Source organism: Luteimonas sp. YGD11-2 (assembly GCF_004118975.1).
In the GTDB taxonomy this organism is placed as follows: Bacteria; Pseudomonadota; Gammaproteobacteria; order Xanthomonadales; family Xanthomonadaceae; genus Luteimonas; species Luteimonas muca.
Genome location: NZ_CP035376.1, coordinates 1580051 through 1593106, shown reverse-complemented (window position 1 = coordinate 1593106; position 13056 = coordinate 1580051). Strand labels below are relative to the sequence as shown.

At 69.4% G+C, this 13056-nt stretch carries 12 protein-coding genes; 9 read left to right on the top strand and 3 right to left on the bottom strand.

Features of this window, described 5'->3' with window-relative positions; all coding sequences use genetic code 11:
• Positions 1 to 43: 43 nt before the first annotated feature.
• The 3 genes from ERL55_RS07235 to ERL55_RS07225 all read right to left on the bottom strand — a co-directional run bounded on the left by ERL55_RS07235 (position 44) and on the right by ERL55_RS07225 (position 5188).
• Positions 44 to 652, bottom strand: coding sequence for a TetR/AcrR family transcriptional regulator (locus ERL55_RS07235; protein WP_129135830.1), 609 nt, complete (start codon positions 650 to 652; stop codon positions 44 to 46).
• Positions 653 to 736: 84 nt separating this feature from the next.
• A complete protein-coding gene (locus tag ERL55_RS07230; protein ID WP_129135829.1) occupies positions 737 to 3916 on the bottom strand; it encodes an efflux RND transporter permease subunit in 3180 nt (1059 codons plus the stop codon).
• A 12-nt stretch (positions 3917 to 3928) separates the two neighbouring features.
• Positions 3929 to 5188, bottom strand: a complete 1260-nt coding sequence (locus ERL55_RS07225) for an efflux RND transporter periplasmic adaptor subunit (protein ID WP_129135828.1) — start codon at positions 5186 to 5188, stop codon at positions 3929 to 3931.
• 258 nt (positions 5189 to 5446) lie between these two features.
• On the opposite strand from ERL55_RS07225, the gene ERL55_RS07220 reads away from it, so the two are divergent.
• The 9 genes from ERL55_RS07220 (at position 5447) to flhA (ending at position 13025) form a co-directional block, all read left to right on the top strand.
• Entirely contained in the window at positions 5447 to 5929 is a 483-nt protein-coding gene (locus ERL55_RS07220) for a flagellar basal body-associated FliL family protein (protein ID WP_129135827.1), read from the top strand.
• A 13-nt stretch (positions 5930 to 5942) separates the two neighbouring features.
• Positions 5943 to 6956 (top strand): flagellar motor switch protein FliM, encoded by a 1014-nt coding sequence (gene fliM / locus ERL55_RS07215; protein ID WP_129135826.1) that lies wholly within the window; start codon positions 5943 to 5945, stop codon positions 6954 to 6956.
• Positions 6953 to 7297 carry a flagellar motor switch protein FliN gene (fliN, locus tag ERL55_RS07210; protein WP_100323036.1) on the top strand — a complete coding sequence of 115 codons (345 nt, stop codon included), beginning with the start codon at positions 6953 to 6955 and terminating at the stop codon, positions 7295 to 7297. The genes fliM and fliN overlap by 4 nt, the downstream gene beginning before the upstream one ends.
• 110 nt (positions 7298 to 7407) lie before the next feature.
• The gene (gene fliO, locus ERL55_RS07205) at positions 7408 to 7848 is read left to right on the top strand and encodes a flagellar biosynthetic protein FliO (protein WP_129137254.1); all 441 of its coding nucleotides are present in this window, start codon (positions 7408 to 7410) and stop codon (positions 7846 to 7848) included.
• Position 7849: 1 nt separating this feature from the next.
• On the top strand, positions 7850 to 8614 hold the full coding sequence (fliP, locus tag ERL55_RS07200; protein WP_129135825.1) for a flagellar type III secretion system pore protein FliP: 765 nt from the start codon (positions 7850 to 7852) through the stop codon (positions 8612 to 8614).
• A gap of 4 nt (positions 8615 to 8618) precedes the next feature.
• Positions 8619 to 8888 carry a flagellar biosynthetic protein FliQ gene (locus tag ERL55_RS07195; RefSeq protein ID WP_129135824.1) on the top strand — a complete coding sequence of 90 codons (270 nt, stop codon included), beginning with the start codon at positions 8619 to 8621 and terminating at the stop codon, positions 8886 to 8888.
• A gap of 12 nt (positions 8889 to 8900) precedes the next feature.
• Positions 8901 to 9698: a flagellar biosynthetic protein FliR gene (gene fliR, locus ERL55_RS07190; RefSeq protein ID WP_129135823.1), complete on the top strand. Its 798-nt coding sequence runs from the start codon at positions 8901 to 8903 to the stop codon at positions 9696 to 9698.
• Positions 9699 to 9804: 106 nt separating this feature from the next.
• Positions 9805 to 10944 (top strand): flagellar biosynthesis protein FlhB, encoded by a 1140-nt coding sequence (flhB, locus tag ERL55_RS07185; protein WP_129135822.1) that lies wholly within the window; start codon positions 9805 to 9807, stop codon positions 10942 to 10944.
• Positions 10941 to 13025, top strand: a complete 2085-nt coding sequence (flhA, locus tag ERL55_RS07180) for a flagellar biosynthesis protein FlhA (RefSeq protein ID WP_129135821.1) — start codon at positions 10941 to 10943, stop codon at positions 13023 to 13025. The genes flhB and flhA overlap by 4 nt, the downstream gene beginning before the upstream one ends.
• The last annotated feature ends 31 nt before the right edge of the window (positions 13026 to 13056 follow it).

Below are 13056 nucleotides of genomic sequence, written 5' to 3'. Positions count from 1 at the left end.
TGCGCCGGCATGACGGGTCGCGCCGCGCTCAGCCGCACGCCGCTCAGCGGTCGAGCATCCGCGGCACCACGTCCTGCAGCGCGGCCATCAGCAGGTCGCGGTCGAGCCCCGGTTCGCGGGTCTCGCGCAGCTTCAGTCCCTCGATCAGGCACTGCAGCATCAGTGCGCGCCTGCGCGCGTCTTCACCGTCAAGCGCCATTCCGCCGGCCTCGCGGGCGCGGGTCAGCCAGTCCTGCAGCGCATTGCGCACCGTGGTGTCGTAGTCGTCGAGGGCGGCCGCGATCTGCGGGTCGCGGGTGGCTTCGGCCGAGATCTCCAGCAGCAGCGAGGCACTCATGCGGCGGCCTTCGCACTGGTGCGGGCGTCCGTATTCCTCCGCGAGCACCGTCGGGAAGTCCGGATGCGTGTTGCGTGCGATGTCCTCGCGCAGCAATTCCAGCTGTTCCTCCACGATCGCGCGGATGATCGCGCTCTTGCTCTCGAAATAGCGGTAGATCAGCCCCGCGCTCATCTGCGCGGTCTCGGCGATGAGCGCCATGCCCGCGCCGTGGAACCCGTGCTCGATGAAGCAGTGCTGCGCGGCATCGAGGATGCGCGTGCGCTGCGCCTCGGCACGCGCCTCGGCCTTTTCCGATCTGGGTCTTGCGCTCATCCAGGTGCTCCGTGATACGGCATGCGGTGGACAACATCATCCCCGGGCCATGACGGCTGGCGCGGACACGCCAGCCGTCAACCATCAGGGCGCGGTGGCGCCCGGCTCCGGCGATCCTGCCACGGCCGGTGCCGTCACCGCCGGCCTGCGCCGGCCGCCGAACACCTTCTGCACCACCACGAAGAACAGCGGGATCAGGAACAGCCCGAACAGGGTGCCGACGATCATGCCGCCGAGCACGCTGGTGCCGATCGCGTTCTGCGCGCCGGAACCGGCACCCGACGACAGCGCCAGCGGGGTAACGCCGAGACCGAACGCCAGCGAGGTCATGACGATCGGCCGCAGGCGGTCGCGCACCGCCTGCATGGTCGCCTCGATCACCTCCATGCCGGCTTCCAGGTTCTGCTTGGCGAACTCAACGATCAGGATCGCGTTCTTGCTGACCAGCCCTACCGTGGTGAGCATCGCCACCTGGAAGTAGACGTCGCGGTCCAGGCCGAACACCGTCGCCGCCAGCGCCGCACCGAGGATGCCGATCGGCGCCGCCAGCAGCACCGAGGTCGGCACCTTCCAGCTCTCGTACAGCGCGGCCAGGCACAGGAACACGATCAGCAGCGACATGGTGTAGAGCAGCGGCGTCTGCGAACCGGCCTCGCGTTCCTGGTAGGACAGCGCGGTCCACTCGATCGCGAAGCCCGGCGGCAGCTGCGCGGCGAGGCGTTCGATCTCGGCCATCGCGTCACCCGAGGACACGCCGGGCGCGGCCTCGCCCTGGATCTCCATCGCCGGCACGCCGTTGTAGCGCTCCAGGCGCGGCGAACCGTAGTCCCAGTCCCAGCTGCCGAACGCGGAGAACGGCACCATCTCGCCGGCACTGTTCTTCACCGACCACTGGTTGAAGTCCTCCGGGGTCATGCGGAACTGCGCATCGGACTGCACATAGACCCGCTTGACCCGGCCACGGTCGATGAAGTCGTCGATGTACTGGCCGCCCCACGCGGTGGCGAGCGTTGCGTTGATGGCGTCCTGGGTCAGGCCCAGCGCGCCGGCGCGGGCGACGTCGACATCGATGCGCAGCTGCGGCGTGTCCTCCTGGCCGTTGGGGCGCACGTTGGCCAGCAGCCCGCTCTGCCCCGCCATGCCCAGCAGCTGGTTGCGTGCATCCAGCAGCGCCTCGTGGCCCTGCGCGCCGTTGTCCTGCAGGAAGAACGAGTAGCCGGCGGCGACGCCCAGTTCCGGCATCGCCGGCGGCGCGAACACGAAGATGAAGGCGTCCTTGATCCGGCTCAGCGCGCCCATGCCGCGGCCGGCCACGGCCGACGCGCTGAGCGACGCGTCGCTGCGCTGGTCCCAGTCCTTGAGCTTGACGAAGGCCATGCCGGTGTTCTGGCCCATGCCCGCGAAGCTGAAGCCCTGCACCGCGAACACCGATTCCACCGCGTCCGTCTCGTTGTGCAGGAAGTGCTGCTCCAGCGCCTCGATCGAGCGCATCGTGCGTTCCTGGGTGGCGCCGACCGGGGTCTGCACCATCGCCATCAGCACGCCCTGGTCCTCGTCGGGCAGGAACGAGGTCGGCAGGCGCATGAACAGCACGCCCATCACCACCACCATCGCGGCGAACACCATCATCCAGCGCCTGGGGCGCGAGACGATCGCGCGCACGCCACGGCGGTATCTGCCGCTGGTGGCGTCGAAGCCGCGGTTGAACCAGGCGAAGAAGCGCGCCATGCGCCCGCCGCCGCTGTCGTGGTGCTCGCCCTTCTTCAGCGGCTTGAGCATGGTCGCGCACAGCGCCGGGGTCAGCACGATCGCCACCAGCACCGACAGCGCCATCGCCGACACGATCGTCACCGAGAACTGCCGGTAGATGACACCGGTCGAGCCCGACATGAAGGCCATCGGCACGAACACCGCCGACAGCACCACGCCGATACCGACCAGCGCGCCGGTGATCTGGTCCATCGACTTGCGGGTGGCCTCCAGTGGCGACAGGCCCTCCTCGGTCATGATGCGTTCGACGTTCTCCACGACCACGATGGCGTCGTCGACCAGCAGCCCGATCGCCAGCACCATCGCGAACATCGTCAGCATGTTGACCGAGAAGCCCAGCGCCGCGAGCACGCCGAAGGTGCCCAGCAGCACCACCGGCACCGCGATCGTCGGGATCAGGGTGGCGCGGAAGTTCTGCAGGAACAGGTACATCACCAGGAACACCAGCACGATGGCTTCGATCAGCGTGGTCACCACGCTCTTGATCGACACCCGCACGAACGGCGTGGTGTCGAACGGCACCACCACCTTCATGCCCGCCGGGAAATACGGTTCCAGCTCGTCGAGCGCGCTACGGACCCCGGCCGCGGTGTCGAGCGCGTTGGCGCCGGTCGACATCGAGATCGCCACGCCGGTGGCCGGCTCGCCGTTGTAGCGCGAGGTGAACTCGTAGAGTTCGGTGCCCATTTCCACACGGGCGATGTCGCCCAGCCGCAGCACCGAGCCGTCGGCATCGCTGCGCACGACGATGTCGCGGAACTGCTCCGGCGTCTGCAGGCGGTCCTGGGCGTTGATGGTGGCGTTGATCTGCTGGCCATCGATGGCCGGCGCGCCGCCCAGCGAACCGATCGCCACCTGCGCGTTCTGCGCGCGGATCGCGGTGGTGACTTCCGGGATCGACAGCCGGTAGGTGTGCAGCTTGTTGGGGTCGAGCCAGATGCGCATGGCGTACTTGCCGCCGAACACCTGGATGTTGCCCACGCCGGGCACGCGGCTGAGCGGGTCGACGACGTTGGCGGCCACGTAGTCGGCGATGTCGACCTCGTCCATCGAGCCGTCGTCGGAGACGAAGCCGATCACCTGCAGGAAGCCCGACATCGACTTGGCGACGTTCACGCCCTGGCGCTGCACGTCCTGCGGCAACAGTGGCATCGCCAGCTGCAGCTTGTTCTGCACCTGCACCTGGGCGATGTCCGGGTCGGTGCCGCTCTCGAAGGTCAGGGTGATCGTCGCCATGCCGTTGGACGACGACTGCGACGAGAAGTACATCAGCCCGTCGAGGCCCTTCATGTTCTGCTCGATGACCTGGGTCACCGAGTCCTCGAGCACCTGCGCCGAGGCGCCGGGGTAGGTGGCGCTGATCTCGATCGCGGGCGGAGCCACCGTGGGATACATCGACACCGGCAGGCTGGTGATCGACAGGATGCCGGCCAGCATGATGATGATCGCGATGACCCAGGCGAAGATCGGGCGATCGATGAAGAAACGTGCCATGGAAGTCTCCGCTTACGGCTGCTGGGCAGCAGCGTCGGCCGCCGGTGCGGCCGCGTCGGGGTCGGCGGGCTGCACGGCGGCATCGGCCTGCGTGGCCGCATCGGTGGCCGGGGTCGCGGCGGGCGACGTGCCCGGGGCGGAATCGCCGGCCGGCGGCGCTTCGGCGACCTGCACCGGCACGCCGGGCTGGATCTTCTGCAGGCCCTCGACGATCACCCGGTCACCGGCGACGAGGCCATCCTCGACCAGCCAGCGGTCGCCGACGGTGCGGCTGACCTGCACCGGGCGCTGTTCCACGATGCCTTCGGCATTGACCACCATCGCGCTGGCATTGCCGCGCGGGTCGCGGGTCACGCCCTGTTGCGGCACCAGGATCGCGTTCTGCCGCACGCCGCTGCCGAGGACCGCACGCACGTACATGCCGGGCATCAGCACGTGGTCGGGGTTGTCCACGGTCACCCGCAGGCCGTAGCTGCCGGTCGCCGGGTCCACGCCGACCTCGGAGAACGCCAGCGTGCCCGGATGCGGGAAGGGCGTGCCGTCTTCCAGCAGGATCGTCACCGGCAGGCCCTGCCCGCTCTCCAGCGTGCCGGCGGCGAATTCGCGCCGCAGCTGCAGCAGTTCGCTGGACGACTGGGTGAGATCCACATGGATCGGGTCGAGCTGCTGCACGGTGGCCAGCGCCGCCGGCTGGTTGGCGGTGACCAGCGCACCCACGGTCACCGACGACCTGCCGATGCGACCGTCGATCGGCGCGGTGATGCGGGCATGGCCGAGGGTGACGTTGGCGGCGTCCAGCACCGCGCGCGCGGCACCGACATCGGCCTCGGCCTGGCGTAGCGCCGCGGTCGCGTTCTCGTCGTCCTGCCGGCTCACGACCTGCACGGCGGCCAGCTCGCCGATGCGGTTGGCGCTCAGCCGCGCGGCGGTCAGCGTGGCCTGGGCACGCGACAGCTGCGCGCGCGCGCTGTTGGCGGCGGCGCGGTAGCTGGCGTCGTCGATCTGGTACAGCGGCTCGCCGGCCTTGACCAGGCTGCCCTCGGTGAACAGCTGGCGGCGCACGATCCCGTTGACCTGCGGCCGCACTTCGGCGACCAGGAAGGCACTGGTGCGCCCCGGCAGTTCGCGGGTCAGGGTGACGGTTTCCGGTTGCAGGGTGACCACATTCACTTCCGGCGGCGGCGGTGCCTCCGGTGCGCCGCCGGCGCCACAGGCCGCCAGCAAGAGACTCAGGATCAGGAGGCCGGCGAACCGACGCGACGATGTGGACATGGGGAAAGGCCTGCACGGAAAAAGGAAAACCGCCGGGGGGGGCCGGCGGCAGGCGGGAAGAATGAACGATCATTCTCAATCCGTCAAAGCGCCGACGAGCACCTGCACGGGGTCCATTCAGTTTCCGCGCGCCCAACCCGGCATTTCGGCCAGCGAGCCGCGCGGCCACTGTCCGACACGCGCCCGGCGACGGCTTTCCGGCGGTGCAACGGCACGGCGATTGCATGGGACCGCTCGAATCCACACCGGTAACGCCACGTGGCCGTCGCTGCAGACCCATCCCGCAAGAAGCCCTCGTCCTCTTCGCACCGCATCACCCTGGCCATCGTGGCCGTGGTCGCCCTGCTCGGCCTGGCCGGCGCCGGCTTCTGGTACTTCAACACCCGTGGCGGCGACAGCGATGCGCCGAAGCCGCCGGCGCCCGCGCAGTACCTGCCGATGTCACCGCCGTTCGTGGTGAACCTCGACGAGACCCCGATGGGCCCGCGCTACCTGCAGGTCGAGGTGCAACTGGTCACGCGCGACCCGCTGGCCACCCAGGAACTCACCCGCCACGAGCCGGCACTGCGGGCGCGGCTGCTGATGCTGTTCGCCCAGCAGACCTACGACGGCGTCGCCACCCGCGAGGGCAAGGAAGCGCTGCGCGCGCAGGCGCTGGAGGAAGTGCAGGCGCTGATGACCGAGGAAACCGGCGCGCCACAGGCCGAATCGCTGCTGTTCACCAGCTTCGTCACCCAGTAAGGGGCCACCGGCCATGAGCACCCACGACCTGCTGTCCCAGGACGAGATCGACGCGCTGCTGCACGGCGTCGACTCGGGCGTGGTCGACACCGAGCCGGCGCCCGACCCGGGCGTCGCGCGCACCTACGACTTCGCCAGCCAGGACCGCATCATCCGCGGCCGCATGCCGACCATGGAGATGGTCAACGAGCGCTTCGTGCGGCTGTGGCGGATCGGCCTGTTCAACCTGATCCGCCGCTCCGCCGACATCTCCGTGCGCGGAATCGACCTGATCAAGTTCGGCGACTACCTGCACCAGCTCTACGTGCCGACCAACCTCAACCTGATCAAGTTCAAGCCGCTGCGCGGCACCGGGCTGATCGTGTTCGAGCCGAAGCTGGTGTTCTCGGTGGTCGACAACTTCTTCGGCGGCGATGGCCGCTACCCCACCCGCATCGAGGGCCGCGAGTTCACCGCGACCGAGATGCGGGTGATCCAGCTGATGCTCAAGCAGACCTTCGCCGACCTCGCCGAGGCCTGGGCACCGGTGCTGGACGTGGAGTGCGAATACCTCAACTCCGAGATCAACCCGCACTTCGCCAATATCGTCACCCCGCGCGAGTACGTGGTGGTCAGCCGCTTCCACGTGGACCTCGAAGGCGGCGGCGGCGAGATCCACGTCACCCTGCCCTACTCGATGCTCGAGCCGATCCGCGAGCTGCTCGATGCCGGCATCCAGTCCGACCGCGTCGACCGCGACGAGAGCTGGAACGTGTCGATGCGCGAGCAGCTGATGTCGGCCGAGGTCAACGTGTCGAGCGTGCTGGCGCGCCGCCGCATCGACCTGCGCCAGCTCACCCGGCTGAAGGTGGGCGACATCATCCCGATCGACCTCCCCGAGGAGGTGCCGATCTGCATCGAGGACATCCCGGTCTTCACCGGCCGCTTCGGCACCGCCAACGGCAACAACGTGGTGAAGATCACCCGGACCCATCCGCCCGGCACGCAGCCGCAGCGCCGCACCGACCCCCAGGACCTGCCCGCATGAACACCCAGGACACCGTCTTTCCCACCGCCGAGCCGGCCCGTTTCGACGACCTGCGCGCCGACAACCCCGACGATGCGAGCGATCTCAACCTCGACGTCATCCTCGACGTGCCGGTGGCGCTCTCGCTGGAAGTCGGGCGCACGCGCATGCCGATCCGCAACCTGCTGCAGCTCAACCGCGGCTCGGTGATCGAGCTCGAGCGCGGCGCCGGCGAGCCGCTCGATGTCTACGTCAACGGCACCCTCATCGCGCATGGCGAGGTGGTGGTGATCAACGACCGCTTCGGCGTGCGCCTGACCGACGTGGTCAGCCCGAGCGAGCGGATCCGGAGACTGCGGTGATCCTTGCCGGCAGCCTCGGCATCGTGCAGGCGAGCGCGCAGGCCGCGACGATCGCCACCACCGCGGCGGCGGTCACGCCGGCCGCGCCTGCATCCGCCAACGACACGGCGATGGATACCGGCACCGCCGCCCTGCCGGTGGCGTCGCCGCCGCAGCTGCACGCCGAAGTCGCCATCCCGGCAAAACCCGTCGCGATCGGCGCGCACGCACCGCAGGCCCCCGGCCTGGGCGGCGCGGTGATCGCGCTGCTGCTGGTGGTCGGGCTGATCCTCGGCCTGGCCTGGGTGCTCAAGCGCATGCCGGGCAGCAGCTTCCGCCAGGCCGAGGGCCTGCGCGTGGTCGCGAACATTCCGCTGGGTGCGCGCGAACGTGCGGCGGTCGTGCAGGTGGGCGGCGAGCAGCTGCTGATCGGCATCGGCGCCGGTGGCGTGCGCACGCTGCACCTGTTGCCCGAGCACCTGCCGGAGGCGACGCCCGCCCGGCTGCCGTCGCTGAAGCAGCTTCCCGATTTCAAGCAACTGCTCGCGCAACGCCTGCGCAAGGATTCCTGACATGACCTCCCGCTGGGTGCGCCGCGTCGCGGCGCTGGTGGCGATCGCCTGCCTGCTGCTGCCGTCGCTGGCCTGGGCCACGCCGCAGTTGCCCTCGCTGCCGGGCGTGACCGTGGGCCAGATCGGCGATGCGCCGGTGAGCCTGCCGCTGCAGACCCTGCTGCTGATGACGGCGATCACCCTGATCCCGTCGATGCTGCTGGTGCTGACCGCGTTCACCCGGATCATCGTGGTGCTGGCGCTGCTGCGCCAGGCGATGGGCACCGGGCAGACGCCGTCCAACCAGGTGCTGGTCGGGCTGGCGCTGTTCCTGACCGCGCTGGTGATGACGCCGGTGTGGGAGGCCGCATGGACCAATGGCTTCGGCCCGTGGCTCAACGGCGAACTCGAATTCCGCGCCGCCTGGGACCTCGGCAGCGCGCCGCTGCGTGCGTTCATGCTGGCGCAGGTGCGCGAGACCGACCTGATGACGTTCGCCGGCCTCGCCGGCCACAGCGGCTATGCCGGGCCGGACGAGGTGCCGTTCCAGGTGCTGGTCGCCTCGTTCGTCACCAGCGAGCTCAAGACCGCGTTCGAGATCGGCTTCCTGGTGTTCATCCCCTTCATCATCATCGACCTGGTGGTGGCCAGCGTGCTGATGTCGATGGGCATGATGATGCTGTCGCCGATGCTGGTCTCGGCGCCGTTCAAGATCCTGCTGTTCGTGCTGGTCGACGGCTGGGTGCTCACCGTCGGCACGCTCGCCGCCAGCTTCAACGCGGTCTGAGCCGATGACGCCCGAACTCGCCCTCACCGAACTGCGCCTGGGCCTGCAGGTGGCACTGTGGGTCGGTGGCCCGCTGCTTGTGACCGTGCTGATCGTCGGCGTGGTGGTCGGCGTGGTGCAGGCCGCCACCCAGATCAACGAGCCGACCATCGCCTTCGTGGCCAAGGCGGCGGCGCTGACCGCGGCGCTGTTCGCGCTCGGCGCGTTTCTGCTGAGCTACCTGGTCGACTACACGATCACCCTGTTCCACCGCATTCCCCACCTCATCGGCTAGGCGGGACGGAGGATGGACCCCGCCACCCAGATGGCGATCGATGGCCAGCAGGCCTTCGGCATGATCGGGACCCTGCTGTGGACCGCGCTGCGCGTGGGCGCGCTGCTGATGGCGATCCCGCTGATCGGCACCCGCGCGATCCCGGCGCGCATCCGGGTGATGGCCGCGCTGGTGATCAGCCTGGCGCTCGCCCCGCTGCTGCCGGCGCCGCCGGCGTTCTCCGGCTTCGATGCCGCCACCGTGCTGTCGGTCGCCCGTGAGCTGGCGGTCGGCGCGGCGATGGGCTTCATGCTGCGGCTGGTGTTCGAGGCCGGGGCACTGGCTGGCGAGCTGATCTCGCAGGGCACGGGCCTGTCGTTCGCGCAGATGAGCGATCCCCTGCGCGGGGTGAACTCCGGTGTCATCTCGCAGTGGTTCTACCTCGCGTTCGGGTTGCTGTTCTTCGCCGCCAACGGCCATCTGGCGCTGATCGCGCTGCTGGTGCACAGCTACGAGGCACTGCCGATCGGCACCGCCCTGCCCGATGTGCGCGCCACGCTGGAGATCGCCCCGCAGTTCTTCTCGCTGGTGCTGCGCGGGGCGGTCACGCTGGCGCTGCCGGTGATGGTGGCGATGCTGGCCATCAACCTGGCCTTCGGCGTGCTGTCGCGGGCGGCGCCGGCACTCAACCCGATCCAGCTCGGCCTGCCGGTCTCGGTGCTGGTCGGCCTGTTCCTGATCGCGATGCTGGCCGGGGAGATGGGCCCGCCGGTGCAGCGGCTGTACGACGCCGCGTTCGATGCGGCCGGACGGGTTCCGACCGGCGGGTAGGCAGGCCGTGGGAATCTCCGGCGGTCCACGCCCTGCCCTCGGGTGAGGGTCCGCTTCGCGGCACGCGCCTTGCACCACCCCGGGCAGGTACCAGCGGCCGTGAGCGATGGCGGAAAACGAAGACGGTCAGGAAAAAACCGAACAGCCCAGTGAAAAACGGCTGCGCGAGGCACGGGAGAAAGGCAATGTCCCGCGCTCGCGCGAGCTGTCGACGGTGGCGGTGTTCGGTGCGGGCGTGGTCGCGCTGCTGGCGATGGGCGGCGGATTCGCCGCGCGCGCGCTCGACTGGATGCGCACGGCGCTGACCCCCGACCTGGCCCTGCTGGAATCGCCGCATCTGCTGTTCGGCCATGCCGCGAAGCTGATGCTGGGCTTCCTGTGGATCCTGGCGCCGCTGCTGCTGGTCACCCTGGCCGCGTGCTTCATCGCCCCGGCGGCGATGGGCGGCTTCAATTTCGCCACCAAGGGCCTGGTGCCCGACCTCAAGAAGCTCGACCCGCTGGCCGGGCTCAAGCGCATCTACGGACCCGAAGGCTTCGCGGAACTGCTGAAGTCGCTGCTGCGCGTGGCCCTGGTTGGCGGTGCGGCCACGCTGTTCCTGTGGCCCGGGCTCAACCGGCTGCGCTCGATGCTCAACCAGCCGCTGGAGGATGCCGCGCGCGGCGGTCTGCACTTCGCGCTGTGGATGCTGCTGGCCACCGCAGCGGCACTGCTGCTCCTGGCATTGATGGATGCGCCCTACCAGAAGTGGAACTGGCGCCGGAAGCTGATGATGACGCGGCAGGAGCTGCGCGAGGAAATGAAGGAGTCGGAGGGCCGCCCCGAGGTCAAGGGCCGTATCCGCCAGCTGCAGCAGGAGATGTCGCAGCGCCGGATGATGGAGGACGTGCCCACCGCCGACGTGATCGTGGTCAACCCCACCCACTACGCGGTGGCGCTGAAGTACGACGGCGGCAACATGCGCGCGCCGAAGGTGGTCGCCAAGGGCGTCGACGAACTGGCGCTGCGTATCCGCGAAGTCGCCACCCTGCACCGGGTCGCGCTGGTCGAAGCACCGCCTCTGGCACGGGTCTTGTATCGGGAAGGGGAGATCGGCCAGGAAATCCCGGTGAAACTCTACGCAGCCGTTGCCCAGGTGCTCTCCTACGTCTACCAGTTGCGCAACTGGCGGGCGGGCACGCCGCAGCCGCAGCTGGCCGATATCGAGGTCGACGAGGCTGACGGCGCACGCGGGGCACCGCGATGAGCGCCGCGCTGATGCAGCCCGGGCCGAAGCGCTTCTTCGACATGCTGCGCAACGGCCTCGGCGCACCGCTGGTGGTGCTGGCGCTGCTGGCGATGGTGGTGGTGCCGCTGCCGCCGACCATCCTCGACATCCTTTTCAGCTTCAACATCGCGATCTCGCTGGTGGTGCTGCTGGCGGTGATCTACGTGCAGCGCCCGCTGGACTTCAGCATCTTCCCGATCGTGTTGCTGATCACCACGATGCTGCGCCTCGCGCTCAACGTCGCTTCCACCCGCGTCATCCTGCTGCACGGCCAGAACGGCCCGGGTGCTGCCGGCAAGGTGATCGAATCGTTCGGCGAGTTCGTGATCGGCGGCAACTTCGCCGTCGGCATCGTCGCCTTCGCGATCCTCACCATCATCAACTTCGTGGTCGTCACCAAGGGCGCCGGCCGCGTCTCCGAAGTGACCGCGCGCTTCATCCTCGACGCCATGCCCGGCAAGCAGATGGCGATCGACGCCGACCTCAATGCCGGCCTGCTGACGCGCGAGGAAGCCAAGGCCCGTCGCGAGGAGGTCCGGCAGGAAGCCGACTTCTACGGCGCGATGGACGGTGCCAGCAAGTTCATCCGCGGCGATGCGATCGCCGGCCTGCTGATCCTGTTCGTGACGGTGATCGGCGGGCTTGCCATCGGCGTGCTCCAGCACGGGATGGGCGCCGGCGATGCAGCGGCGACCTACACCCTGCTGTCGATCGGCGACGGCCTGGTCTCGCAGATCCCCGCCCTGCTGGTGTCGTCGGCGGTCGCCCTGCTGGTGACCCGCGCCTCGCGCTCGCAGGACATGGGCGGTGCGGTCACCGGCCAGGTGTTCGGCCAGTACAAGGCGCTGACCATCGCCGCCTCGATCCTGCTGGTCGTGGGCCTGGTGCCGGGCATGCCGAACCTGGCCTTCCTGAGCCTGGCGGCCGTGGTGGGCTACGCGGCCTGGCACATGCGCAAGCGCAGCATCGAGGCCGAGCAGGCCGCGGCCAATCCCGATCCCGCCCTGCCCTCGCCCGAACAGGCCGCCACCGCCGAGCTCGGCTGGGACGACCTGCGACCGGTCGATCCGCTCGGGCTGGAAGTGGGCTACCGGCTGATCCCGCTGGTCGACAAGGCCCAGGGGGGCGAGCTGATGGCGCGGATCAAGGCGGTGCGCCGCAAGCTCACCCAGGACATCGGCTTCCTGATCCCGCCGGTGCATATCCGCGACAACCTCGAGCTCGCACCCACCGCCTACCGCCTGCTGGTGCATGGCGTGCCGGTGGCCACCGCCGACATCCATCCCGACCGCCTGCTCGCACTCGACCCCGGCGGCACCCTGCATCCGATCGAGGGCATCCCCGGCAAGGACCCGGCGTTCGGGCTCGACGCCCTGTGGATCCTGCCGCTGCAGCGCGCCCAGGCTGAGGCCGCCGGTTACACGGTGGTCGACCCCGCCACCGTGGTCGCCACCCACCTCTCGCACCTGGTGCGCGAGCAGGCGCCGGAACTGCTGGGCCACGAGGAAGTGCAGCAGCTGCTGGCGACGCTTGCGCGCAGCACGCCGAAGCTCGCCGAGGACCTGACGCCGAAGTCGCTGCCGCTGTCGGTCGTCGTACGGGTGCTGCAGAACCTGCTGATCGAACGCATCCCGGTGCGCCAGCTGCGGCGCATCGCCGAGTCACTGGTCGAGCATGCCGCGCATACCCAGGACCCGACCCAGCTGACCGCCGCGGTGCGCACCGCGCTGGGCCGCTTCATCGTCCAGGAAATCGCCGGGCCCGCCATCGAACTGCCGGTGTACACGCTGGCGCCGACGCTGGAACGGGTCTTGCAGGATTCCGCGCAGGGCGCCGGTGCCGCACTGGAACCGGGCCTGGCCGAACGCCTGCAGCAGAGCCTCGCCGACTGCGCGGGCCAGCAGGAGGCCAGGAACGAACCGGCGGTGGTGCTGGTGCCCAGCCAGGTGCGCGCTGCGCTGGCGCGCCTGGTCCGCCACAGCGTGCCCGGACTGTCGGTGCTGGCCTACACGGAAGTCCCGGAGGACCGGCGCCTGAAGCTGGTGGGCACGATCAATTGAGCAACGCATCACCCCTTTCGCAACACGGGCA

Coding starts and splice junctions, on each gene's coding strand:
- ERL55_RS07235 (WP_129135830.1), bottom strand. CDS start 652: ATGAGCGCAAGACCCAGATCGGAAAAGGCCGAGGCGCGTGCCGAGGCG.
- ERL55_RS07230 (WP_129135829.1), bottom strand. CDS start 3,916: ATGGCACGTTTCTTCATCGATCGCCCGATCTTCGCCTGGGTCATCGCG.
- ERL55_RS07225 (WP_129135828.1), bottom strand. CDS start 5,188: ATGTCCACATCGTCGCGTCGGTTCGCCGGCCTCCTGATCCTGAGTCTC.
- fliM (WP_129135826.1), top strand. CDS start 5,943: ATGAGCACCCACGACCTGCTGTCCCAGGACGAGATCGACGCGCTGCTG.
- fliN (WP_100323036.1), top strand. CDS start 6,953: ATGAACACCCAGGACACCGTCTTTCCCACCGCCGAGCCGGCCCGTTTC.
- fliO (WP_129137254.1), top strand. CDS start 7,408: ATGGATACCGGCACCGCCGCCCTGCCGGTGGCGTCGCCGCCGCAGCTG.
- fliP (WP_129135825.1), top strand. CDS start 7,850: ATGACCTCCCGCTGGGTGCGCCGCGTCGCGGCGCTGGTGGCGATCGCC.
- ERL55_RS07195 (WP_129135824.1), top strand. CDS start 8,619: ATGACGCCCGAACTCGCCCTCACCGAACTGCGCCTGGGCCTGCAGGTG.
- fliR (WP_129135823.1), top strand. CDS start 8,901: ATGGACCCCGCCACCCAGATGGCGATCGATGGCCAGCAGGCCTTCGGC.
- flhB (WP_129135822.1), top strand. CDS start 9,805: ATGGCGGAAAACGAAGACGGTCAGGAAAAAACCGAACAGCCCAGTGAA.
- flhA (WP_129135821.1), top strand. CDS start 10,941: ATGAGCGCCGCGCTGATGCAGCCCGGGCCGAAGCGCTTCTTCGACATG.